We start from the raw sequence: 21661 nt of genomic DNA, 5'->3' as shown, positions 1-21661 counted from the left end.
CGCGGGGTGCGTACGCCCTTCGAAAGGAACGGACATGCTGGAGCAGCTCAAGGAAATCCTGTCCAACAAGCTCAAGGTGTCGCCCGAGGCGATCACCCCGGAGGCCACCCGCGAGGACATCGAGCTGGACTCGCTCGCCGTGGTGGAGCTGTCGCTGCTGCTGAAGTCCGAGCTGGACCTGGACATCAGCGACGACGACCTCCTGGAGGCCGAGACCGTGGCCGACATGGTCCGGCTCATGGAGGAGCGGAGCGCGAAGGTCTGATGGCCGGCATGGACATCGCCGTCACCGGACTCGGTCTGGTCACCCCGGGTGGGATCGGGGTCGGGCCGAGCTGGGCGGCGGTCTGCGACGGCAGGCCGGCCGCCGCCCTCGATCCGGTACTGGCGAACAACCCCGTACAGATCTCCTGCCGGGTGCCCGGCTTCGACCCCGAGAAGCTGCTCAGCGCGCGACGTGCCCATCGTCTGGACAGGTTCGTTCAGTTCGCGCTGGTCGCCGCGCACGAGGCGGTGGCCGACGCGGGCCTGGACCCGCAGACCTGGGACGGCGCGCGGGTGGGTGTGGTGCTGGGCTGCGCCGACGGCGGGCCCGGCACCGTCGAGGAACAGCACCATGTGCTGCGCGAGCAGGGCGCCGACCGCGTGTCGCCGCTGCTGCTGCCCATGCAGCTCCCGAACATGCTGGCCGGTCAGACGGCCATCGAGTTCGGGGCGACCGGGCCCAACCTGGTGGTGGCCACCGCCTGCGCCTCGGGCGCGACCGCCATCGGGACCGCCCGGGACCTGCTCGCCCTCGGCCGCTGCGACATCGTCCTCGCGGGCGGCAGCGAGGCCATGATCACCCCACTGGTCATGGCCGGGTTCGCCCAGATGGGCGCGCTGTCGAAGCGGCACGACGACCCCGCGTCCGCCTCCCGCCCGTTCGACGTCGACCGGGACGGCTTCGTGGCGGGGGAGGGCGCCGGGATCCTCGTGATGGAGCGGGTCTCGGACGCCCGGGCCCGGGGCGCCCATGTGCACGGCCGGATCATCGGCTACGGCGCCACCGCCGACGCCCACCACATGACGTCACCCCACCCGGACGGCGCCGGCATCGAGGCGGCGGTACGCGCGGCCCTCGCCGACGCCGGGGCCGATCCGGACGACGTGCAGCACGTCAACGCCCATGGCACCTCGACCCCGCTCAACGACCTGTCGGAGGCCCGCATGATCCAGCGGTCCCTGCGCGGGGACCCGCTGGTCACGTCCACGAAGGGAGTCACCGGTCATCTGCTGGGCGCCGCCGGCGCGGTCGAGGCCGCGTTCGCCGTGCTCAGCGTCGAGCACGAGGTCATCCCGCCCGTCGCCAACCTGGTCATGCCCGATCCGCGGATCGAGATCAAGCTGGCCCAGACGGTCACGTCGATGCCGATCGACCTGGCACTGAGCAACTCGCTGGGGTTCGGCGGGCAGAACACGGCCCTGGCGATCGCCCCCGCGTAGACGCCCGCCGGACCCGGTCCGCCCGGCACGTCGCAGCAGCCGTCCGCCGAGAAGTCTCGGCGGGCGGCTGTCCCCGTCCCTCTCCCCTTTCCTCGGAGTCGTCATGTCCTCCAGTGGTTCCCCGCCCGCGTCCGGCCGGCTCGGTACCGGGCACATCCTCTTCCTGATCGTCGCCGCCGCCGCTCCGCTGTCCGCGATGGTCGGCACCGTGCCGCTCGCGTTCGCCTTCGGCGACGGCGCCGGTGTGCCGGCCGCCTTCCTGTTCGCCGGGGTCACCCTGCTGTGCTTCTCGGTGGGGTACGCGGTCAGCGCCCGCCGCACCGGCGGCTCCGGCGGCTTCTACGCCTCCGTCGCCGACGGGCTCGGCAGGCCGCCCGCGGTCGCCGCCGGCTATGTCGCCCTGCTCTCCTACAACTGCGCCACCATCGGCCTCGCGGGCGCCCTCGGCTACTTCACCCAGCTCGTGCTGGCGGCCCACGGGCTGACGGTTTCCTGGCAGTGGTGCGCGGCCGTCGGGCTCGTGCTGATGGCGGTGCTCGGCTACCGGGAGATCGCGCTCAGCGCCCGGGTGCTGGCGCTGCTGATGCTCGGCGAGATCGGGGTGCTGGCAGCGCTGGACGTGGCGATCCTCGCCCGTCACGGGCTGCACGCCCTGCCCACCGCCTCCTTCTCCCCGCACACCGCGGCCGGGCACGGCGTCGGCGTCTCGCTGATGTTCGCGTTCGTCTCCTTCATCGGCTTCGAGTCGGCCGCGCTGTACGGCAAGGAGGCGAAGGACCCGCGGCGCAGCGTGCCGCGCGCCACCTATGTCGCCGTCACCCTGATCGCCGGCTTCTACGCGCTCACGAGCTGGCTGGCGGTCGGCGCGATCGGCAGCGACAACGTGCGCGAGGTCGCGGGCAAGCAGATGGGCGACCTGTTCTTCGTCCTCGGCGACGACTTCCTGGGCAAGGCGGGCAGCACCGGGCTGCAGATCCTGCTGTGCACCAGCCTGTTCGCCGCGACGCTGGCCCTGCACAGCGCCGCCGGACGGTACGCCCAGGTCCTCGCCGGGGACGGCCTGCTGCCGGGCGCGCTGGCCGCCGAGCACTCCCGGCACCGCTCCCCGCACCGCGCCAGCCTCGCGCAGAGCGCGCTGACCGCGGTGGTCGTGGCCGGCTTCGCCGTCGCGGGCCTCGACCCGTACGCCGACCTGACCACCAGCATGCTCGGTCTCGGCACCCTGGGCATCGTCGCCCTGCAGGCGCTGGCCGCGCTGTCCGTGCTCGGGCTGCGGGTGCGCACCGGCACCGGGCACTGGTGGCGGGAGACCGTCGCCCCGCTGCTGGGCTTCGCCGGTCTCGCCGCCTCGGTGTGGCTGGTGGTCGGCAACTTCGACATGCTCACCGGCTCCCCGTCCGAGGTGATCGCCGCGCTGCCCTGGCTGCTGCCGCTGGTCGCCGCCGGCGGCCTGCTGTACGCGACCCGGCTGCGTTCGGCGCACCCGGTGCGCTACCGCCTGCTCGGCACCCGGCACACCGCCGACCCCGTCCCGGCCCCCTCCCCCGCCCTGTCAGGAGACCGTCATGCACGATCCCAGTGAGCTGATCGAGGCCGGCGAGGACGCCGTACGGCGCCTGGCCCGCCGCCGCCACGACCTCGACCTGGACGCCCTCGGCACCGCGCTGCGCGCCCGCTCGGCCGCGCAGTCCGAGGTGACCCGGCTGCGTACCGAGCTGAACCGCACCGCCAAGGCCCGCCGTTCGGGGCCGCCCACGGAAGGCGAGAAGGAGGCCGCCCGCGCGCTGCGGGCCGAGGTGCAGCAGGCCGAGGCCACCGCCCGGACCGCCGCCGCCGGGCTGACCGAGCTGCTGCTCGGCATACCCAACCTGCCGCTGGACGCCGTACCGGACGGCGACTCGGAGAAGGAGGCGGTGGAGATACGGCGCGGCGGCCCGGCCCCGCGTCCGGCGGCCGGTGCCCGGCACCACGCCGAGATCGGCGAGGCCCTCGGCATCCTCGACTCCCCCGCGGCGGCGCGGCTGTCCGGCGCCCGGTTCAGCGTCGCGCACGGCGCCGGGGCCCGCCTCGAGCGGGCCCTCGGCGGCTTCTTCCTCGATCTGCACACCCAGGAGCACGGCTACACCGAGCAGTCGGTGCCGTTCCTGGTCAACCGGGACACCATGACCGGCACCGGGCAGCTGCCCAAGTTCGAGGAGGACCTGTTCCGCACGAAGGTCGCGGACCGGGAGCTGTTCCTGATCCCCACGGCCGAGGTGCCGCTGACCAACCTCGTCGCCGGGCAGCTCCTGGACGCGCGCACGCTGCCGTACGCCTTCACCGCCCGCACCCCCTGCTTCCGCGCGGAGGCCGGGGCCTACGGCCGGGACACCCGGGGCGTGCTGCGGCTGCACCAGTTCGAGAAGGTGGAGCTGGTGCGGATCTGCGCGCCGGAACAGGCGCAGGAGCAGCTCGAGCTGATGGTGGGGCACGCCGAGGAGTGCCTGCGCCGGCTGGAACTGTCGTTCCGCACCGTCCTGCTGCCCGCGGGCGACATGGGCTTCTCGGCCCGGATGACGTACGACATCGAGGTGTGGCTGCCCGGTGGCGGCGCGTTCCGGGAGATCTCCTCGGTGTCCGACTGCGGCACCTTCCAGGCCCGCCGCGCCGACATCCGGGTGAAGCGGGCCGACGGCCGCAAGACGCCGGCGGCCACGCTGAACGGCTCGGCGCTGCCGATCGGGCGGACGGTGGCCGCGCTGCTGGAGCAGGGCGTCCAGGACGACGGCTCCGTGGTCCTGCCCGAGGCGCTGGTGCCGTACACCGGCTTCCGGCGGATCCTGCCGGGTGGCGCCACGGAGTGACTCCACGCGAAAGGGGCGGGAGCCGAGGACCGGTCCTCGGCTCCCGCCCCTTTCGGCGGTTCAGGCGCCCATCATGTGCACCCCGCCGTCCACGTGCACGATCTCGCCCGTGGTCCGCGGGAAGAAGTCCGACAGCAGCGCGACCACACCGCGTGCGGCCGGCTCCGGGTCGGTGAGGTCCCAGCCCGCCGGGGCGCGCCGGGTGGTCCACACGTCGGCGAGGTCCGCGAAGCCCGGGATGGACTTGGCGGCCATGGAGCGCAGCGGCCCGGCGGCGACGAGGTTGCAGCGGATGCCGCGGTCGCCGAGGTCCCGCGCGAGGTAGCGGCTGGTGGACTCCAGGGCGGCCTTGGCGACGCCCATCCAGTCGTAGTGCGGCCAGGCGACGGCCGCGTCGAAGGTGAGGCCGACGACCGAGCCGCCGCGCGGCTGAAGCAGCGGCAGGCAGGCCGTGGTCAGCGACTTCAGGGAGTACGCCGAGACCTGCACGGCCGTCGACACGTCCTCCCAGGTGCCGTCGAGGAAGGAGAAGGCACCCTGGGGGCCGTAGGCGATGGAGTGCACGACGCCGTCGAGGGAGTCGGTGTGCTCGCCGATCCGCTCGGCGAGGCCGTCCAGGTGGCCCTGGTCGGTGACGTCCAGTTCGATGACGGGGGCGGGCTTCGGCAGCTTGCCCGCGAACCGCTCGATCAGGGAGAGCCTGCCGAAGCCGGTCAGCAGGACCTCGGCGCCCTCCTCCTGTGCGATCCGGGCCACGTGGAAGGCGATGGAGGCGTCCGTGACGACGCCGGTGACCAGGATCCGCTTGCCCGCGAGGATGCCGCTCATACCGCCGGCACCCCCTTCGGCAGCGCGCCGACCAGCGGGGAGTCGTGGTCCTGCGGGCCGACGGCGGCGCCGCCGCCGGGCGAGCCGAGACCGGCGAAGAAGGCGGCGTTGGACGCCGCGTGGTCGTCGCCCCACTCCTCGGGCATGTCGTCCTGGAAGTAGATGGCGTCGACCGGGCAGACCGGTTCGCAGGCGCCGCAGTCCACGCATTCCTCGGGATGGATGTACAGGGCGCGGCGGCCCTCGTAGATGCAGTCCACGGGGCACTCGTCGACGCAGGAGCGGTCCTTGACGTCGACGCAGGGCAGTCCTATGACGTAGGCCATGCTCAACTCCTCGGATTGACGGACGGGTTCACTTGACCGGGACACCGGTGGTGCGCTCGCCCAGGGTCAGCACGGTGACGGCGAGTACGGCCATGGCGGCGGCGATGACACTGAACAGGGCACCCGCGCCGTGCCCCTCCAGCACCGGCAGCAGCACGAACGGCAGTGCCGCGGCGCTGAGTTTGGACAGCGAGTAGGCGGCGCCGGAGGCGGTGGCGCGGATCACGGTGGGGTACTGCTCGGACAGGTACACATGGCTGACGCTGGAGAAGACGTTGCTGAACAGGGTGTAGGCGAAGCCGCAGACCACGATCAGCGCGGCCGATCCTGCGTAGGCGAAGCCGAGTCCGGCGACCACCATCGCGCCCGCGGAGAGGGCGACCAGGGTGCGGCGCTCCAGGCGGTCCACGACGGGCAGGACGAGCGCGGAGCCCACCGGATAGCCGAGGAAGGACAGCGCGGTGAAGCCGAGCCCCGCGACGATGCCGTAGCCCTTGGCGGCGACGATCTGCGGGGCGAGCGTGCCGAAGCCGTAGTAGCCGACGACCGACAGCACGCAGAACAGCCACAGCACGAGGGTCCGGCGGCGCATGCCGGGGCGCAGGACGTCCCGCAGCCGGGAGTCCCCGGCGGGCGGCTCCGGTTCGGCCGCCGCGGGCTGCTCCAGGACCAGGCCGCGGCCCGCGGCCTCCGCCTCCATCCGGGCGACCAGCCGCTCCGCCTCCGCGGTCCGGCCGGCCGAGGCCAGCCAGCGCGGGGACTCGATGAGCTGCCGGCGCAACACCCACACCACGGCGGAGCCGAGCGCGCCGAGCACGAACAGCCAGCGCCAGCCGGCCACGCCCAGTGGGGTGAGCGGGACCAGCCACAGCGCGGCGAAGCCCACCGCGGGCACTCCGCAGAAGGCGAGGGTGTAGGCCCAGGCGATGAACCGGCCGCGCTTCCTCGCGGGCAGCACGTCGGCCAGGTAGCAGTCGGACAGGGCCTGTTCGGCGCCGATGCCGACACCGGCCAGGAACCGGGTGACGATCAGCCAGGTGGCGTTCGGGGAGAACGCGCCGAGCAGCGAGAAGACCGAGTAGATGGCGAGGTTGATCAGGAAGGCCCGACGCCGGCCGAACCGGTCCGCGATCCGGCCGAGCGTCAGGGATCCGATGAACTGGCCGACGAACACGGAGGCCAGGACGAGTTTGAGCGAGGTCGCGCCGAAGGCGAAGTCGCTCTGCAGCACCTTGGCGATGGTGCCCGAGAGGTTGTTCTCGAAGGTGTCGAAGAACAGGCCGACGCCGATGACCGCGGTGAGTCTGCGGTGCAGGGGAGTGATCGGCATGCGGTCCAGGCGGGCACCGATCGGGGCGGGAGCGGTGACGTCACCCACCGCCGCGGTGGTCTGGGACATGGGGCTGGCTCCTTAGGGAACTCCTGGGGACCGGTGGTGCGTCGCTCCCGGGAAGGGAACCGCCCGGGCCGCCGACGGGCCCGGGCGTGCGGCCCGGGGGCCGGGGCGTGGGGGAATGGACGGTGCGGGACGGGTGTGGGGGCGTGGGGGGATGTGGGGTGGGTGGGGGTCGCCGGCCGGGATCAGGCCGCTTCCACGGCCCGGCGCCGGATCTGCTCCTCCACGTCACCGCGCCGCACCGGCGCGCTGACCTCGTGCAGGAAGGAGGCGACCTCGCGGTACGAGGCCCAGAACCCGACCTCGTGGTACGGCACTCCGCGCTCGGCGCAGTACTCCATGGTCAGCTCCCGGGCGCGCCCCAGGTTCTTCTGCGGCATCGCCGGGAACAGGTGGTGCTCGACCTGGTAGTTGAGACCGCCGTAGAGGAAGTCGATCAGCAGGCTGGGCCGGATGTTGCGGGAGGTGAGGACCTGGCGCTCCAGCCAGTCCAGGGTCTCCGCCTCGCCGTCGCGCACCTGCATGCCCTTGTGGTTCGGGGCGAAGATCATCCCGAAGTAGACGCCCAGCGCGGCGTGCTGGACCACGATGAAGGCGACCGCGAGCACCGGGGACAGGACGGTGAAGACGAGGCCGAGGTAGACGGCGGTGCGCAGCAGGATCAGGAAGGTCTCCAGCACGGGCCGCTTGGTCTTGCCCTGGACGATGGACAGGACGGCCGTCCGGAGCATCTTGAAGCCCTCGAGCACGAGCAGCACGAAGAACAGCACGCTCTGGTAGCGCACGACGAACTTCTGGGTGCCCTTGCGGGTCGGGTACTGCTTGATGTCGAAGATGGCGGTGCGCCGGCCGATGTCCGGGTCCATGTCCAGGTGGTTGGGGTTGCTGTGGTGCCGGTTGTGGTGGTTGACCCACCAGCCGTAGCTGACCCCGTTGACCAGGTTGGCGTGGACGTATCCGACCGCGGAGGCGGCCTTCTTGCTGCGGAACATCGCCTTGTGACCGGCGTCGTGCCACATGAACGCCGACTGGCCGCCGCACAGGCCCATCCACACGGCCGTGAGGAGTTGCCACCAGGAGTCGCCCAGCTCGAAGAAGGCGGCGAACCCGATCAGCAGCAGGGTGGTGTTGAGGGCCAGCTTGCCCACGTAGTAACGGGGGTCGAGGTCCAGCAGACCCTCGGCCTTGACCCGTTTGAGCAGCTCGGCGAAGGTCGCCGAGGCACCGGTGCGCTGCCCGGCGCCGGCGCCTCCACCGGCGGCCAGGGCCGCGGCTTCTTGTATGTGCGGACGCTGCATGCGTTGCTCTCCTTGGGAGAAGTGCCCGGATCGGGCGGCGGCGCCGCTGCCCCGCGGACCTGCGGGCGCCGCGAGTCGACAAGGCTCCCGCGCGGGTCACCGTCGCGGGATGGGCCCTGTCGTCGAACTCCCGGCGTGCGCCCGGAGGGCGACGGCAGGGCCCCGCTTCGCCCGGCGGGCCCGGCGACGGGAGCACAGTGCGGTACTCCCGGTCCGGACCGCCGGGCGAACGTGTGTCCAGCGTTCCGTGGAGCGCTGATGTGGCACTGATACCGGTCTGACCGGGTGTGCTCCGGCCCCCGCCGGCGCGCCCGGCCGCGGCTCAGGCGGCCGCCTCGGTGCGCAGGCGCTCGTCGAGGGCGCGGACGGCCGCGTCGGCGGCCTCGGCGACCGACTCGTCGTCGGGTGCGCCGATGACGGCCATCAGCTGCTCGACCGTGGCGTGCTGGAGTTCTTCCGTGGACTGGCTCATCTCGGTGTCCTCTCGTCGTTCCCGGTGGCGGGTCAGAAGGCGTTGCAGGCGCGGAAGACGTGCGCGAAACCGGGCAGCGAGGCCTGCGGCCCGTCGAAGGCGACGTACTCCGGGATCAGCACGTCGGGGGCCCACTTCTGCTTGTACGACAGCTGGGTCTGCGCCGGGTACAGGGCGGCACCCTCGGCCCACAGGGCGTGCATCAGCCACTGGAACGCCGGGCTGTACCCGTCGAGTTCGTGGCTCGCGTCCAGGCCGGTGAACGGCGTGAACCCGAAGTGCAGCCACTCGACGCCCTCGGCCCGGAACACCTCGATGGCGTGCGCGTTGATGGCCTCCATCAGGCCCGGGGAGCCCTCCGGGACACGGCGGCTGAGGTCGTGCATCCAGCCGGCCCGGCTGCCGTAGACCGGCGAGTACGAGATGTACGCGACCGGGGCGCCGTCGATGGTGCCGACGAAGAGCCGGCGGTGTTCCTGGGCGTCGCCGCCGATCTGGCCGACGAGGAACTCCAGTTGCTGGGCGCCGCCCTTGGAGCCGAGCCAGGCCCGGTCGATGGTGGCGATGGCGTCGGCCACGTCGGCCGCGTCGACCTCCTGGATCTGCAGGCCGTTGCGGAGCGCGCGGGAGATCTTGTTGCGGAGCTGCATGAACTTGGTGCCGCGCAGGGTGAACTCGCCGAGGCTCACCGCCCAGGAGGCGCCGACCTGGTTGACGGTGAAGCCGAGCCGGGCGTACCGCTCGGCGTCGGCGCGCTGGAGCTGGATGCCGACGAGCCGCAGCCCCTCGTCGCGGACGTGAGCGCGGAAGGCGTCGAGCAGGGTGCCGTAGTCCTCCTCGGCGGCGAAGGGGCCGCCGAGCTGGACGGCCCAGCGGCCGGTGCGGCGGTACACGATCACACCGTCCGTGCCCGGGACGGTGAAGATACTGTTTCCGCTGTTGAGGGCGAGGAACGCACTCGCGTTCTCGCTCCCCGTGTGGGCGCGTATCGCGTCCAGAACCGGGCTGTCCGTGACGGTTTCGGTGGTGGTGGCGGTCATTCCCGTACCCCTTTCGGGAGCGTTTTCCATCGAAGGGAGTACAACACCGGAAGGACGTCCGGGAAAAGAGCAGAAAGGAATTCATTGCCTACGTCAGAAGCGTGTCAGCTTTCCGTCAGCGCAGGGTGCCAATGTTGTTCCCGTGAACGGCACGGGAAACCGGGCCGGTAACACGGAGAGGTGCCCGGAGTGGCTGATCGGGGACCTGGCGCACGCCTCGAGGTCGGGCCGGCGACGGTCCGCGCAGGTTCGAATCCTGCCCTCTCCGCCAGAGTCCGGAATTTTGCACGGGGGAAAACGAATTGCTGATCCGGCACGCGAATCGCCTGTATCCCCCTCCGGTGCCGCGCCAATGGCGGCACGGCACCGGATGCCCCTGAACCGCCGGCCGCCCCCCGTCCCGGCGGAGCAACCGCCCCGGCGGGACGTCCAGGAAACAGACGCCCGCCGGGGCGCGGCGCATTGGGTCATCCGGTCTTTCACCGCAGCACCACCCCAGAAAGAAACAACCTTCGCCAGGAATTTTCACCAAAGGGGGGAAGACATGCTGAGGTTCTCCATTCTCGGCGCACTGCAGATACTCACCGCCGCCGGCCCGGCGGACATCTCAGGCGACCTGCAGCGCACGTTGGTGCAGACGCTGCTGGTCAGCGAGGGCCAGCCGGTGTCCGGGGAGGGTCTGGCCGAGGAGATGTGGGGGGACGCCGTCCCCGACAACCAGGCCAACGCCCTCCAGGCCCATGTCAGTCGGCTGCGCCGCAGGCTCCGCGACCTGGAGCCGGACCGGCCGTCGTCCCGGCTGACGATGCACCCCTCCGGCTACCGGCTGTGCGTCGGCGAGGGCGAGCTGGACGCGGCCGAGTTCATCAGGGCGGTACGGCTGGCCGAGTCGGCCACCGCCGCCGACGCGGCGCGCACCGCGCGGCTGCTCGCCGACGCGCTCGGGATGTGGCGCGGCCCGGTCTTCGGCGGGTTCGCCGGCGGAACCCTGTGCCAGCTCGCGGGCGCCCGCTACGAGGAGTACCGGATGCGCGCCATGGAGCTGCGCTTCGACGCCGAACTGCGGCTCGGCCGCCATGCCGCCGTGCTCGCCGAGCTGACCGAGGCGCACACCAACCACCCGCTGCGGGAACGGTTCTGCGAGCAGCTCATGGTCGCCCTGTACGGCTCCGGCCGGCAGGCCGACGCGCTCGACGTCTTCCACCGGATGCGCCGCCACCTCGACGACGAACTCGGCATCCAGCCCTCCCCCGCCCTGCGCCGGGTCGAGCACGCGATCCTCTCCCACGACCCGGCCCTGACCGGCGACGCCCGCCTCCAGCCCGTCTGAAGCGTCCGCGCCGCGTAGCCGCGTAAGCGGTCCGTCAGTCCCCGGTCAGTCCGCATTGCCACGCTCGACGGGCGAGTGGAATCACGGAATCACCACGCCCCTACCCATGGAGGGGGAGACATGAGGTCCCAGGTCGAGGAACTGGCCGGCATACGCGAGCGCGTGCTCGCCGGTCCCAGCGAGAAGGCGACCGCCGCCCAGAAGGCCAAGGGCAAGCTCACCGTGCGCGAACGCATCGGCCTGCTGCTCGACGACGGCTCCTTCCACGAGGTCGAACCGCTGCGCCGGCACCGGGCGAGCGGTTTCGGCCTGGAGACGAAGAAGCCCTACACCGACGGTGTCGTGACCGGCTGGGGCACGGTGGAGGGCCGTACGGTCTTCGTCTACGCCCATGACTTCCGGATCTTCGGCGGCGCCCTGGGCGAGGCCCACGCCACGAAGATCCACAAGATCATGGACATGGCCATCGCGGCCGGCGCGCCCCTGGTCTCCCTCAACGACGGGGCGGGCGCCCGCATCCAGGAGGGCGTCACCGCGCTCGCCGGCTACGGCGGCATCTTCCGGCGCAACACGAAGGCCAGCGGTGTCATCCCGCAGATCTCCGTGATGCTCGGCCCGTGCGCGGGCGGCGCCGCCTACAGCCCGGCGCTGACGGACTTCGTCTTCATGGTCCGCGAGACCTCGCAGATGTTCATCACCGGACCGGACGTCGTCAAGGCGGTCACCGGCGAGGAGATCACCCAGAACGGGCTCGGCGGCGCCGATGTGCACGCCGAGACCTCCGGCGTCTGCCACTTCGCCTACGACGACGAGGAGACCTGCCTGGAGGAGGTGCGCTATCTGCTCTCCCTCCTGCCGCGCAACAACCGCGAGACCCCGCCCGCCGCGCCCTGCGACGACCCGGCCGGCCGGCGCTGCGAGAGCCTCGCCGACCTGGTGCCCGCCGACGGCAACCGCCCGTACGACATGACCCAGGTCATCGAGGAGATCGTCGACGACGGCGAGTACCTCGAGGTGCACCAGCGCTGGGCGCGCAACATCATCTGCGCGCTGGCCCGGCTGGACGGCCAGGTCGTCGGGGTCGTCGCCAACCAGCCGCAGAGCCTGGCCGGCGTGCTGGACATCGAGGCGTCCGAGAAGGCCGCCCGCTTCGTGCAGATGTGCGACGCGTTCAGCATCCCGATCGTCACCCTGCTCGACGTGCCCGGCTTCCTCCCGGGTGTCGGACAGGAGCACGGCGGCATCATCCGGCACGGCGCGAAACTGCTGTACGCCTACTGCGACGCCACCGTGCCGCGCATCTCCCTGATCCTGCGCAAGGCCTACGGCGGCGCCTACATCGTCATGGACTCCCAGTCGATCGGTGCCGACCTCACCTACGCCTGGCCCACCAACGAGATCGCCGTGATGGGCGCCGAGGGCGCGGCCGGCGTCATCTTCCGCCGCCAGATCGCCGAGGCCGACGACCCGGAGGCCCGCCGGGCGGAGCTGGTCAAGGAGTACAAGGCCGAGCTGATGCACCCCTATTACGCGGCCGAGCGAGGCCTGGTGGACGACGTGATCGACCCGGCCGACACCCGCCGCGTCCTGATCGGCGCCCTGGCGATGCTGCGCACCAAGCACGCCGAGCGACCCGCCCGCAAGCACGGCAACCCGCCCCAGTGACGGAGGTCCCATGAGCGCGTCCCCCACTCCCCCCATCCGCGTCGAGAAGGGCCAGGCAACCGACGAGGAGCTGGCCGCCCTCGCGGTGCTGCTGCTCAGCCGCACCGCTCTGGCCGGGGCCGGCACCGAACCCGGCTCCCCGGGCACGACCTCCTGGCGCCCGCACGCCTACCACGCCCCGCACAGCTGGCAGCGGGCCTGAGCCGGCGGCCACCGAGTCCCCCCGCGGCCCGGTACGCCCGGACCGCCGGGGGGCGCGCTCAGTCCTGGACGAGCTTGACGTCCTGCTGCCGGACGGCGTGGAAGTAGGGCATCGGCGCCAGGCCCGAGGGCCGCAATTCCAGGAGGGTGGCCTCGACATGGGCCGCGCCGGCCCTGAGCGGCTCGGCACCGGCCCTGTGCGACGCCTTCCCGGACCCGGGAGACGCCTTCGCCGCCTTGCCGGACGCCTTTCCGGCCTTGCGCGACGCCTTCCCGGACTTGGCCGGGGCCTTGCCGCCCTTGCGTGACGCCCTCCCGGACTTGGCCGCCTTCTTCCCGGCCTCGTGTGCCGGCTTCCCGGCCCCGGCCGACGCGCTCCCGGCCCCGGGGGACGTCTTCTCCGCCTCGGCCGACGCCTTCCCGGTCGTGATGGATGCCGTGCCGCTGTTCGGCGCCTCCGTGTCGGCCCTGCCGGTGTTCGCCCAGTGGTGGTCCTCGCCGTCGCACACGGCACTGGTGCCGCCGACGGCGTACTTGACGCCGGGGTCGGTCCGGGTGACCGAGGAGCTGACGAACACCGGTCCGCTGCTGCCGATGCAGCGGTAGGTGCCGGAGAGGGTGATGGTGCCGTCGGCGGCGATCCGGCCGGTGGCGTCGACGGTGAGGTTCTCGGTCGGATCGGCGCCGGCGGCCGGTGCGGCGACGGCGCACAGCAGCGCGGCGGCGCCGAGGCCGGCGGCGAGGGCGGGGCGTACGGGCATGGGGGATACCTCCCGGTCACGGGGTGTGGGGGTTCCACTCGTACCCGGCGGTCCGGGGGCCCGCCGTGACCGTCACCCCTTCGGTGGCGCGTCACCCGGCAGCACCGCGAACCCGTCCAGCTCGACCAGCGCCCGCTCGTCCCACAGCCGTACGACCTGGACGACCGCCATCGCCGGATAGTCGCGGCCCGCCGACTCCCGCCAGATGCTGCCCAGTCGGCGGGCCTGGGCGCGGTAGCCGGCGACGTCCGTGGTGTAGACGGTGACGCGGGCGAGGTCGGCCGGCGTACCGCCGGCCGCGCGCAGGGCGGTGAGCAGATTGGTGAGGGCCCTCTCGAACTGCTCGGCCAGCGTGTCGCCGGTGACCTCGCCGTCGCCGTCGAGGGCGGTCTGGCCGGCGAGGAACACCAGCCGGGTGCCGGTCGCGACGACGGCGTGCGAGAAGCCCGTGGGCGGGGACAGCTCGGGCGGGTTGACGCGCTCGGTGCTCACCGGGCCTCCCTCTCGGGCCGGGTGGCGTACAACTCCTTGGCGATGATGCCCCGTTGCACCTCGCTGGCGCCCTCGTAGATCCGCGGCGCGCGCACCTCGCGGTAGAGGTGTTCCAGCAGGTGGCCGCGGCGCAGCGCGCGGGCGCCGTGCAGCTGGACGGCGGCGTCGACGACGTACTGCGCGGTCTCGGTGGCCAGCAGCTTGGCCATCGCGGCCCGGCCCGGCACATCGGCGGCGCCCTCGTCGTACGCCGTCGCCGCCGCGTACACCATCAGCCGGGCCGCCTCGGTGCGCAGGGCCATCTCGGCGACCTGGTGGGCGACCGTCTGCAGGTCCCGCAGCTTGCCGCCGAACGCGTCGCGTCCGCCGGTGTGCTCGATCGTGGCGTCGAGCGCCGCCTGGGCCATGCCGACCGCGAAGGCGCCGACACTGGGCCGGAACAGGTTGAGGGTGCCCATGGCGACGGCGAAGCCGCGGTCGGGTTCGCCGAGCACGTCGTCGGGGGTGACGGGGACGGCGTCCAGGTGCAGGGCGCCGATCGGGTGCGGGGAGAGCATCTCCAGCGAGGACCCGGTGAGGCCGGGCCGGTCGGCGGGGAGCAGGAAGGCGGTCACACCGCGGGCTCCGGCGCCGGGCGTGGTGCGGGCGAAGACGGTGTAGAAGTCGGCCTCGGGGGCGTTGGAGATCCAGCACTTCTCGCCGGTGAGCCGCCAGCCGGAACCGCGGTCCGGTTCGGCCGTGAGGGCCAGGGCGGCAGCGTCGGAGCCGGCCCCCGGCTCGCTCAGCGCGAACGCGGCCACCGCGCCGCCCTCGGCCACCCGGGGCAGCCAGCGTTCGCGCTGGGCGGCGGTGCCGTGGGCGTGCACCGGATGGGCGCCCAGCCCCTGGAGGGCGAGGGCGGTCTCGGCCTCGGTGCAGACCTGCGCCAGCGACTCGCGCATCAGGCACAGGTCCAGGGCGCCGGAGGTGAACAGGCGGGCGAGCAGGCCGAGTCGGCCGAGTTCGGCGAGGAGGGCCCGGTCGACCCGGCCCGGCTCCCCCTTGTCGGCGATCGGGCGCAGCCGTTCGGCGGCCAGGGTGCGCAGCTCGGCGCGCCAGGCGGTCCGCTCCGGTCCGAGTGAGAATGCGGGCACTGCCGGTCCTCCCTCCGGGGCGGGCCGGCGATGACCCTCCCGTCTTCCACCGACGGTATCGCGCACAGTTGACTGTCGTCACCAACACGATACGCTCCAGTTGCGAGCGCAGTCAGGACGCCCGTCTCGACGCCGTCAGGCAAGGGGGCGCACCGCCATGAACGTCTCCGCCCATGTCGACACCTTCACGCGCGACCATCTTCCGCCGCCGGACGAGTGGCCCGAGCTGCGCTTCGACCTGGCGGAGCTGCGCTACCCCGAACGGCTCAACTGCGCCGCCGAGCTGCTCGGTCAAGGCGACCCGGACCGGCCGGTCTTCCACACGCCGGACGGCCCTTCGTGGACGTACGGCGTGCTGCGCGCCCGCGTCGACCGGATCGCCCATGTCCTCACCGGCGAGATGGGCGTCGTACCCGGCAACCGGGTCCTGCTGCGCGGGCCGACCACCCCCTGGCTCGCCGCGTGCTGGCTCGCCGTGCTGAAGGCGGGCGCGGTGGCGGTCACCGTGCTGGCCCAGCAGCGGCCGCACGAGCTGGCCACGATGTGCGAGATCGCCCGGGTCCGGCACGCGCTGTGCGACATCCGGGCCGTGGACGATCTGGCGAAGGCCGGGATACCGGGCCTGCGCATCCTCGCCTACGGCGGTGAGGCGCCCGACGACCTGCTGCGCCGCCCCGCACCGGACACCCCCTTCCCGGCGGTCGGCACCGCCGCCGACGACGTCGCCCTGATCGCCTTCACCTCGGGCACCACGGGCCGTCCGAAGGGGTGCATGCACTTCCACCGGGACGTGCTGGCCGTCGCCGACACCTTCTCCGCGCACGTGCTGCGGCCCCGGCCCGACGACGTGTTCACCGGCAGTCCCCCGCTCGGCTTCACGTTCGGACTCGGCGGTCTGGTGATCTTCCCGATGCGGGCGGGCGCCAGCGCGCTGCTGCTCGAACAGGCGGGGCCGCGCCAGTTGCTGCCGGCCGTCGCCGGGCACCGGGTCTCGGTGCTGTTCACCGCGCCGACCGCGTACCGCGCGATGCTCGAGGCGCTGGACGGCCATGACGTCTCGTCGCTGCGGCGCTGCGTGTCGGCCGGCGAGAACCTGCCCGCGGCCACCTGGCGGGCGTGGCACGAGCGCACCGGGCTGCGCATCATCAACGGCATCGGCGCCACCGAACTGCTGCACATCTTCGTCTCGGCCGCCGACGAGCGGATCAGGCCCGGCACCACGGGAGTGCCGGTCCCGGGCTGGCAGGCGCGGGTCCAGGACGCCCACGGCGACCCGGTGCCGGACGGCGAGCCGGGACTGCTGGCCGTGCGCGGCCCGGTCGGCTGCCGCTATCTGGCCGACCCGCGGCAGCGGGAGTACGTGCGCGGCGGCTGGAACGTCACCGGCGACACCTACGTCCGTGAGAGCGACGGCTACTTCCGCTATGTGGCCCGCGCGGACGACATGATCATCTCGGCCGGGTACAACATCGCGGGACCGGAGGTGGAGGAGGCCCTGCTGCGCCACCCCGACGTGGTCGAGACGGCGGTGGTCGGCCGCCCCGACGAGGTGCGCGGCCAGGTGGCGGTGGCCTACACGGTGCTGCGGGACGGGGCGGCGTGCGACCCCGAGCCGCTGCGCGCCTTCCTCAAGGCGGAGCTGGCGCCCTACAAGTGCCCGCGCGAGTTCGTCTTCCTCGACGCGCTGCCCCGCACGGCCACCGGCAAGCTGCAGCGGTTCCGGCTACGCACCGCCGGTGACCGGCCGTGACACCGACGACCTAAAATGATCAACGTGACCGAGCAGCACGCCCCCAGGTCCCTCATCGTCACGCTGTACGGCGCGTACGGCCGCTTCATGCCCGGCCCGGTGCCCGTCGCCGAGCTGATCCGGCTGCTGGCCGCGGTCGGGGTGGACGCGCCGTCCGTCCGTTCCTCGGTGTCCCGGCTCAAACGCCGCGGGCTGCTGCTGCCCGCCCGGACCCGGACCGGCTCCGCCGGGTACGAACTCTCGGCCGAGGCACGCCAGTTGCTGGAGGACGGCGACCGCCGTATCTACGCGACCGCTCCCCCCGAGGACGAGGGCTGGGTCCTGGCGGTGTTCTCCGTGCCCGAGTCGGAACGGCAGAAGCGGCACGTCCTGCGCTCCCGGCTGGCAGGCCTGGGCTTCGGCACGGCGGCGCCCGGGGTCTGGATCGCCCCGGCCCGGCTGTACGAGGAGACCCGGCACACCCTGCGCCGCCTGGCCCTCGACCCGTACGTCGACCTCTTCCGGGGCGAGCACCTCGGCTTCGCCGCCACCCCGGAGGCCGTCACCCGCTGGTGGGACCTGACGGCGATCGCCAAGGCGCACGAGGGCTTCCTGGACGTCCACGCGCCCGTCCTGCACGCCTGGGAGCGGCGCACCGGCACCCCGCCGGAGGAGGCCTACCGGGACTACCTGACGGCCCTGGACTCCTGGCGGCACCTGCCCTACACCGACCCGGGCCTGCCCGCCCGGCTGCTGCCCGCCGACTGGCCGGGGGTCCGCTCGGCGCGGGTGTTCCGGGGGCTGCACGAGCGGCTGCGCGAAGCGGGGGCCGAGTTCGTGGGGGCGGAGTCCGTGGGGGCGTGAGCCCGGCGGGTCAGAAGCGCCGCAGCCGTATCGCGATGCCGTGCCCGACCGCGAGGTAGAGCACCGCGGGAAGGCCGTAGTCGAGCAGTACCCGGAGGTTCTCCGTGTCCATCGTGAAGATGTCCTGCGACCACCAGGCCAGCGCGTCGGCCACGCCCTCCACGAACCCCACGAAGACGTTCGCGTGGTTGGCCTCCAGCAGGTACAGCAGGATCCACAGCCCCAGGAACGCCGCCGCGACGTCGGCGACGGTGTGGATGACCAGAGCGGTGCGCCGGGTGCCCGAGCCGTCACCGCGGCGCTGCCGGCCGGGGCCGGCGGGCCGGTAGGCGGGCTCCGCGTACTGCGGTTCCGGGGCCGGGGAGCCTCCGTAGCCGTATCCGGGGGGCTCGGGCAGGGGCCTGGTGTCGTTCATCGCGGTCTCGGTCTCTCTCGTCTCCGGCACGGACCAGCCGAACGTAGCCAGCCGAAGCGGAACAAGCGGTTCAGGAACCGTGCGAATCACGTGGAAGGCGTGTGACCGTGCCGCGCGGCTCCTCCTCGCCGCCCCGATCACCGTCCGCCGAGCGACAGCCGGGGTTTCGGCGCGTCCGTGCGGCCGGTCTGCGGTCTTCTGCTGCCCGCCCGGTAGGGGGCGGGCCAGGCCACGCCGGGCCCCTCGTAGCCCTGCTCGGCGGCCGCGTGCAGCGTCCAGTGCGGGTCGTACAGGTGCGGCCGGGCCAGCGCGCACAGGTCCGTACGCCCGGCCAGGATCAGGGAGTTGACGTCGTCCCAGGATGAGATCGCGCCGACCGCGATCACCGGGATGCGGACCTCGTGCCGGATGCGGTCGGCGAACGGCGTCTGGTACGACCGCCCGTACTCCGGCCGCTCCTCGGCCACCACCTGCCCGGTGGAGACGTCGATCGCGTCGGCGCCGTGCGCCGCGAAGGCCCGGGCGATCCCGACCGCGTCCTCGGCGCCGGTGCCGCCCTCGGCCCAGTCGGTGGCGGAGATCCGCACGGTCATGGGCCGTTCGTCCGGCCACACCGCGCGCACGGCGTCGAAGACCTCCAGCGGGAACCTGAGCCGGTTCTCCAGCGAGCCGCCGTAGGCGTCGGTGCGGTCGTTGGTGAGCGGGGAGAGGAATCCGGAGAGCAGATAGCCGTGGGCGCAGTGCAGTTCGAGCAGGTCGAAGCCGGACCGCGCGGCCCGCCCGGCGGCCGCGGCGAACTCCTCCCGGACGTCGGTCAGCTGGGCGCGGGTGAGGCCGCGCGGGATCTGGCCGCCCGGCTTGTAGGGCAGCGGGGAGGCGGCCACCAGCGGCCAGTTGCCGTCGGGCAGCGGTTCGTCCATGCCCTCCCACATCAGCCGGGTGGAGCCCTTGCGGCCGCTGTGGCCGAGCTGGACGCCGATCGCGGTGCCCGGCGCCCTGTGGTGCACGAAGTCGGTGATGCGCCGCCACGCCTCGGCCTGCCGGCCGGTGTAGAGCCCGGCGCAGCCGGGGGTGATCCGGCCCCGCTCGCTCACGCACACCATCTCGGTCATCACCAGGCCGGCCCCGCCGAGCGCGCGGGCACCCAGGTGGACCAGGTGGAAGTCGCCGGGCACGCCCTCGTCGGCCGAGTACATGTCCATGGGCGACACCACGACCCGGTTGCGCAGGGTCAGTCCGCGCAGCCGGAACGGGGTGAACATGGGGGGCGTGCCCGGCGGGCAGCCGAACTCGCGCTCGACGGCACCGGTGAAGTGCGCGTCGCGCAGCCGGAGGTTGTCGTGGGTGACCCGGCGGCTGCGGGTGAGCAGGTTGAAGGCGAACTGGCGGGACGGCTGGCCGAGGTAGCGGTCCAGGTTCTCGAACCACTCCAGGCTGGCCCGGGCGGCCCGCTGGGTGGAGGCGACGACGGGCTTGCGCTCCTCCTCGTAGGCGGCCAGCGCGCTGGGCACGTCGGGCTGTTCCTCGACGCACGCGGCCAGCGCCAGCGCGTCCTCCACGGCGAGCTTGGTTCCGGAGCCGATGGAGAAGTGGGCGGTGTGGGCGGCGTCGCCGAGGAGGACGACGTTGCCGTCGGACCAGCGCTCGTTGACCACCGTGCGGAAGGTCGTCCACGCCGACTTGTTGGAGCGCAGAGGCCGCCCGCCGAGGGCGTCGGCGAAGACCTTGGCGCAGCGCTCGACGGACTCCGACGGCTCGGCCCCGTCGAATCCGGCCGCTCGCCAGACCTCCTCGCGCATCTCCACGATCACGGTGGAGGAGCCGGCCGCGTACGGGTAGGCGTGCAGTTGCATCACCCCGTGCTCGGTCTCGGCGATCTCGAAGCGGAACGCGTCGAGGGCGAAGTCGGCGGCCAGCCAGATGTAGCGGCAGCGGTGGGCGGTCACCCGGGGCCGGAACGCCTGGGCGCGAGCGCCGCGGGTGGTGCTGTGGACTCCGTCGGCGGCGACGACCAGGTCGTACTCCTCGGCGAGCCGGGCGGCAGGCGGCGCCCCGGTGCGGAAGCGGAGGTCCACACCAAGGGAGCGGCAGCGCTCGTGCAGGATCTCCAGCAGCCGGCGCCTGCCCAGTGCGGCGAAGCCGTGTCCGCCGGAGGTGTGGCGGGTTCCCCGGTGGACGATGTCGATGTCGTCCCAGCGGACGAAGTCGCGCCGCAGGGCCTCGTAGACCACCGGGTCGGCGTGCTCGATGCCGCCCAGGGTCTCGTCGGAGAGGACCACGCCGAAGCCGAAGGTCTCGTCGGGGGCGTTGCGCTCCCAGACGGTGATCTCGCGTGCGGGATCGAGCCGTTTGAGCAGCGCGGCCGCGTAGAGCCCGCCGGGGCCCCCGCCGGTGATCGCCACGCGCAGGGGGCGGCCGGCCATCGCGGCTACCTCCCCCGCCACTTCGGCGGCCGCTTCTCCTGGAAGGCGGCGTGGAACTCCGCGTAGTCCTCGCCGTTCATCAGCAGCGCCTGGGTCGAGGCGTCCAGCTCGACCGACGCGGCCAGCGGCATGTCCAGTTCGGCCGTGAGCAGCGCCTTGGTCTGGGCGTACGCCAGGGCGGGTCCGTCGGCCAGGCGGCGGGCCAGCTCCAGCGCCGTCCGGTCCGTGTGGCCCTCCTCCGCCGGCACGCTGATCAGGCCGATCCGCTCGGCCTCCGCCGCGCGCACCGGTTCGCCCAGCATCAGCAGCCGGGTCGCGTGGCCGAGCCCGACGACGCGGGGCAGCAGATAGGCCGCGCCCATGTCGCCGCCGGAGAGGCCGACGCGGGTGAAGAGGAAGGCGAACCGGGCCGAGGGGTCCGCGACGCGGAAGTCGGCCGCGAGGGCGAGCACGGCGCCGGCGCCCGCCGCCACGCCGTGCACGGCGGCGATCACCGGGAAGGGGCACTCCCGGACCGCCCGGACCACCTGCCCGGTCATCCGGTTGAAGTCGAGGAGCTGGGCGGTGTCCATGGACAGGGTGGCGCCGATGATCTCGTCCACGTCGCCGCCGGAGCAGAAGCCGCGGCCCTCACCGGCCAGCACCAGGGCGCGGGCCGACCGCTCCCGGGACAGCTCGGCGAGCAGGTCGCGCAGGTCGGCGTAGGCGCCGAAGGTGAGGGCGTTGAGCTTGTCGGGGCGGGCGAGCGTGACGGTGGCGACTCCGTCGTCGAGCTGGACCCGCAGGTGCTCCCACCTGGAGGTGCGGGCGGCGGAGCCGGTGAAGGGACTCATGACGTGCGGCCTCCTAGAGGGGGCGGTGCCTCACGTTGCTGCGGTGGTGCCTCACGGTGCGGTACCCCATGAAGCTATCACCTGTTTGTGACTGTCGTCACGATGCCGCGACAAAATGCCGCGGGAC

At 72.9% G+C, this 21661-nt stretch carries 21 protein-coding genes and 1 tRNA gene; 10 read left to right on the top strand and 12 right to left on the bottom strand.

Features of this window, described 5'->3' with window-relative positions; genetic code table 11:
- Positions 1 to 34 precede the first annotated feature (34 nt).
- The 4 genes from ACZ6B1_RS24505 to serS all read left to right on the top strand — a co-directional run bounded on the left by ACZ6B1_RS24505 (position 35) and on the right by serS (position 4328).
- The gene (locus ACZ6B1_RS24505) at positions 35 to 265 is read left to right on the top strand and encodes a phosphopantetheine-binding protein (protein ID WP_046422004.1); all 231 of its coding nucleotides are present in this window, start codon (positions 35 to 37) and stop codon (positions 263 to 265) included.
- The gene (locus ACZ6B1_RS24500) at positions 265 to 1485 is read left to right on the top strand and encodes a beta-ketoacyl-[acyl-carrier-protein] synthase family protein (RefSeq protein WP_468781651.1); all 1221 of its coding nucleotides are present in this window, start codon (positions 265 to 267) and stop codon (positions 1483 to 1485) included. Before ACZ6B1_RS24505 ends, ACZ6B1_RS24500 begins: the two co-directional genes overlap by 1 nt.
- Positions 1486 to 1588: 103 nt before the next feature.
- Positions 1589 to 3067 carry an APC family permease gene (locus ACZ6B1_RS24495; RefSeq protein ID WP_468781649.1) on the top strand — a complete coding sequence of 493 codons (1479 nt, stop codon included), beginning with the start codon at positions 1589 to 1591 and terminating at the stop codon, positions 3065 to 3067.
- Positions 3051 to 4328, top strand: a complete 1278-nt coding sequence (gene serS / locus ACZ6B1_RS24490) for a serine--tRNA ligase (protein WP_468781647.1) — start codon at positions 3051 to 3053, stop codon at positions 4326 to 4328. The genes ACZ6B1_RS24495 and serS overlap by 17 nt, the downstream gene beginning before the upstream one ends.
- Before the next feature lie 60 nt (positions 4329 to 4388).
- Here serS and fabI read toward each other — a convergent pair whose 3' ends face one another.
- The 6 genes from fabI to ACZ6B1_RS24460 form a co-directional block, all read right to left on the bottom strand.
- Entirely contained in the window at positions 4389 to 5156 is a 768-nt protein-coding gene (gene fabI, locus ACZ6B1_RS24485) for an enoyl-ACP reductase FabI (protein ID WP_468781645.1), read from the bottom strand.
- A complete protein-coding gene (gene fdxA / locus ACZ6B1_RS24480) occupies positions 5153 to 5482 on the bottom strand; it encodes a ferredoxin (protein ID WP_468781643.1) in 330 nt (109 codons plus the stop codon). Before fdxA ends, fabI begins: the two co-directional genes overlap by 4 nt.
- Positions 5483 to 5510: 28 nt before the next feature.
- Positions 5511 to 6881 (bottom strand): MFS transporter, encoded by a 1371-nt coding sequence (locus ACZ6B1_RS24475; protein WP_468781641.1) that lies wholly within the window; start codon positions 6879 to 6881, stop codon positions 5511 to 5513.
- Positions 6882 to 7063: 182 nt separating this feature from the next.
- The gene (locus tag ACZ6B1_RS24470; RefSeq protein ID WP_468781639.1) at positions 7064 to 8176 is read right to left on the bottom strand and encodes a fatty acid desaturase family protein; all 1113 of its coding nucleotides are present in this window, start codon (positions 8174 to 8176) and stop codon (positions 7064 to 7066) included.
- A gap of 322 nt (positions 8177 to 8498) precedes the next feature.
- A complete protein-coding gene (locus tag ACZ6B1_RS24465) occupies positions 8499 to 8648 on the bottom strand; it encodes a hypothetical protein (RefSeq protein WP_390051973.1) in 150 nt (49 codons plus the stop codon).
- A 32-nt stretch (positions 8649 to 8680) separates the two neighbouring features.
- The gene (locus ACZ6B1_RS24460) at positions 8681 to 9688 is read right to left on the bottom strand and encodes a DUF2156 domain-containing protein (protein WP_468781637.1); all 1008 of its coding nucleotides are present in this window, start codon (positions 9686 to 9688) and stop codon (positions 8681 to 8683) included.
- 174 nt (positions 9689 to 9862) lie between these two features.
- Here ACZ6B1_RS24460 and ACZ6B1_RS24455 point away from each other — a divergent pair.
- The 4 genes from ACZ6B1_RS24455 to ACZ6B1_RS24440 all read left to right on the top strand — a co-directional run bounded on the left by ACZ6B1_RS24455 (position 9863) and on the right by ACZ6B1_RS24440 (position 12885).
- Positions 9863 to 9959 (top strand) — tRNA-OTHER (locus tag ACZ6B1_RS24455).
- A gap of 273 nt (positions 9960 to 10232) precedes the next feature.
- Positions 10233 to 11018: an AfsR/SARP family transcriptional regulator gene (locus ACZ6B1_RS24450; protein WP_468781635.1), complete on the top strand. Its 786-nt coding sequence runs from the start codon at positions 10233 to 10235 to the stop codon at positions 11016 to 11018.
- Between the two features lie 120 nt (positions 11019 to 11138).
- A complete protein-coding gene (locus ACZ6B1_RS24445; RefSeq protein WP_468781633.1) occupies positions 11139 to 12683 on the top strand; it encodes an acyl-CoA carboxylase subunit beta in 1545 nt (514 codons plus the stop codon).
- 10 nt (positions 12684 to 12693) lie between these two features.
- Positions 12694 to 12885: an acyl-CoA carboxylase epsilon subunit gene (locus ACZ6B1_RS24440; protein ID WP_199212386.1), complete on the top strand. Its 192-nt coding sequence runs from the start codon at positions 12694 to 12696 to the stop codon at positions 12883 to 12885.
- A 58-nt stretch (positions 12886 to 12943) separates the two neighbouring features.
- On the opposite strand, the gene ACZ6B1_RS24435 is transcribed toward ACZ6B1_RS24440, so the two are convergent.
- From ACZ6B1_RS24435 to ACZ6B1_RS24425, 3 genes are all read right to left on the bottom strand, one after another.
- Complete coding sequence (locus ACZ6B1_RS24435; RefSeq protein WP_468781631.1) at positions 12944 to 13645, bottom strand: DUF6299 family protein; 702 nt, start codon at positions 13643 to 13645, stop codon at positions 12944 to 12946.
- A gap of 72 nt (positions 13646 to 13717) precedes the next feature.
- Entirely contained in the window at positions 13718 to 14137 is a 420-nt protein-coding gene (locus ACZ6B1_RS24430) for a RidA family protein (protein WP_468781630.1), read from the bottom strand.
- The gene (locus ACZ6B1_RS24425) at positions 14134 to 15270 is read right to left on the bottom strand and encodes an acyl-CoA dehydrogenase family protein (RefSeq protein WP_468781628.1); all 1137 of its coding nucleotides are present in this window, start codon (positions 15268 to 15270) and stop codon (positions 14134 to 14136) included. The genes ACZ6B1_RS24430 and ACZ6B1_RS24425 overlap by 4 nt, the downstream gene beginning before the upstream one ends.
- A 157-nt stretch (positions 15271 to 15427) precedes the next feature.
- Here ACZ6B1_RS24425 and ACZ6B1_RS24420 point away from each other — a divergent pair, with 157 nt between their 5' ends.
- Together ACZ6B1_RS24420 and ACZ6B1_RS24415 are read left to right on the top strand one after the other, a co-directional pair.
- The gene (locus ACZ6B1_RS24420; RefSeq protein WP_468781626.1) at positions 15428 to 17020 is read left to right on the top strand and encodes an AMP-binding protein; all 1593 of its coding nucleotides are present in this window, start codon (positions 15428 to 15430) and stop codon (positions 17018 to 17020) included.
- 15 nt (positions 17021 to 17035) lie between these two features.
- On the top strand, positions 17036 to 17863 hold the full coding sequence (locus ACZ6B1_RS24415) for a PaaX family transcriptional regulator (RefSeq protein ID WP_468781624.1): 828 nt from the start codon (positions 17036 to 17038) through the stop codon (positions 17861 to 17863).
- Between the two features lie 10 nt (positions 17864 to 17873).
- Here ACZ6B1_RS24415 and ACZ6B1_RS24410 read toward each other — a convergent pair whose 3' ends face one another.
- From ACZ6B1_RS24410 to ACZ6B1_RS24400, 3 genes are all read right to left on the bottom strand, one after another.
- A complete protein-coding gene (locus ACZ6B1_RS24410; RefSeq protein WP_468782089.1) occupies positions 17874 to 18278 on the bottom strand; it encodes a hypothetical protein in 405 nt (134 codons plus the stop codon).
- A gap of 137 nt (positions 18279 to 18415) precedes the next feature.
- Complete coding sequence (locus tag ACZ6B1_RS24405) at positions 18416 to 20701, bottom strand: bifunctional salicylyl-CoA 5-hydroxylase/oxidoreductase (protein WP_468781622.1); 2286 nt, start codon at positions 20699 to 20701, stop codon at positions 18416 to 18418.
- Between the two features lie 5 nt (positions 20702 to 20706).
- Entirely contained in the window at positions 20707 to 21534 is an 828-nt protein-coding gene (locus tag ACZ6B1_RS24400) for an enoyl-CoA hydratase family protein (RefSeq protein ID WP_468781620.1), read from the bottom strand.
- Positions 21535 to 21661: the final 127 nt, after the last annotated feature.

The organism is Streptomyces sp. NPDC041129, assembly GCF_055592265.1.
Note: the sequence above shows the minus strand (reverse complement) of the source record. Positions and strands in the feature narration are given on the sequence as shown.

What these genes read in the sequence shown, in the direction of transcription:
- ACZ6B1_RS24505 (WP_046422004.1), top strand. Translation starts at nt 35, where the DNA reads ATGCTGGAGCAGCTCAAGGAAATCCTGTCCAACAAGCTCAAGGTGTCG.
- ACZ6B1_RS24500 (WP_468781651.1), top strand. Translation starts at nt 265, where the DNA reads ATGGCCGGCATGGACATCGCCGTCACCGGACTCGGTCTGGTCACCCCG.
- ACZ6B1_RS24495 (WP_468781649.1), top strand. Translation starts at nt 1,589, where the DNA reads ATGTCCTCCAGTGGTTCCCCGCCCGCGTCCGGCCGGCTCGGTACCGGG.
- serS (WP_468781647.1), top strand. Translation starts at nt 3,051, where the DNA reads ATGCACGATCCCAGTGAGCTGATCGAGGCCGGCGAGGACGCCGTACGG.
- fabI (WP_468781645.1), bottom strand. Translation starts at nt 5,156, where the DNA reads ATGAGCGGCATCCTCGCGGGCAAGCGGATCCTGGTCACCGGCGTCGTC.
- fdxA (WP_468781643.1), bottom strand. Translation starts at nt 5,482, where the DNA reads ATGGCCTACGTCATAGGACTGCCCTGCGTCGACGTCAAGGACCGCTCC.
- ACZ6B1_RS24475 (WP_468781641.1), bottom strand. Translation starts at nt 6,881, where the DNA reads ATGTCCCAGACCACCGCGGCGGTGGGTGACGTCACCGCTCCCGCCCCG.
- ACZ6B1_RS24470 (WP_468781639.1), bottom strand. Translation starts at nt 8,176, where the DNA reads ATGCAGCGTCCGCACATACAAGAAGCCGCGGCCCTGGCCGCCGGTGGA.
- ACZ6B1_RS24465 (WP_390051973.1), bottom strand. Translation starts at nt 8,648, where the DNA reads ATGAGCCAGTCCACGGAAGAACTCCAGCACGCCACGGTCGAGCAGCTG.
- ACZ6B1_RS24460 (WP_468781637.1), bottom strand. Translation starts at nt 9,688, where the DNA reads ATGACCGCCACCACCACCGAAACCGTCACGGACAGCCCGGTTCTGGAC.
- ACZ6B1_RS24450 (WP_468781635.1), top strand. Translation starts at nt 10,233, where the DNA reads ATGCTGAGGTTCTCCATTCTCGGCGCACTGCAGATACTCACCGCCGCC.
- ACZ6B1_RS24445 (WP_468781633.1), top strand. Translation starts at nt 11,139, where the DNA reads ATGAGGTCCCAGGTCGAGGAACTGGCCGGCATACGCGAGCGCGTGCTC.
- ACZ6B1_RS24440 (WP_199212386.1), top strand. Translation starts at nt 12,694, where the DNA reads ATGAGCGCGTCCCCCACTCCCCCCATCCGCGTCGAGAAGGGCCAGGCA.
- ACZ6B1_RS24435 (WP_468781631.1), bottom strand. Translation starts at nt 13,645, where the DNA reads ATGCCCGTACGCCCCGCCCTCGCCGCCGGCCTCGGCGCCGCCGCGCTG.
- ACZ6B1_RS24420 (WP_468781626.1), top strand. Translation starts at nt 15,428, where the DNA reads ATGAACGTCTCCGCCCATGTCGACACCTTCACGCGCGACCATCTTCCG.
- ACZ6B1_RS24415 (WP_468781624.1), top strand. Translation starts at nt 17,036, where the DNA reads ATGATCAACGTGACCGAGCAGCACGCCCCCAGGTCCCTCATCGTCACG.
- ACZ6B1_RS24410 (WP_468782089.1), bottom strand. Translation starts at nt 18,278, where the DNA reads ATGAACGACACCAGGCCCCTGCCCGAGCCCCCCGGATACGGCTACGGA.
- ACZ6B1_RS24405 (WP_468781622.1), bottom strand. Translation starts at nt 20,701, where the DNA reads ATGGCCGGCCGCCCCCTGCGCGTGGCGATCACCGGCGGGGGCCCCGGC.
- ACZ6B1_RS24400 (WP_468781620.1), bottom strand. Translation starts at nt 21,534, where the DNA reads ATGAGTCCCTTCACCGGCTCCGCCGCCCGCACCTCCAGGTGGGAGCAC.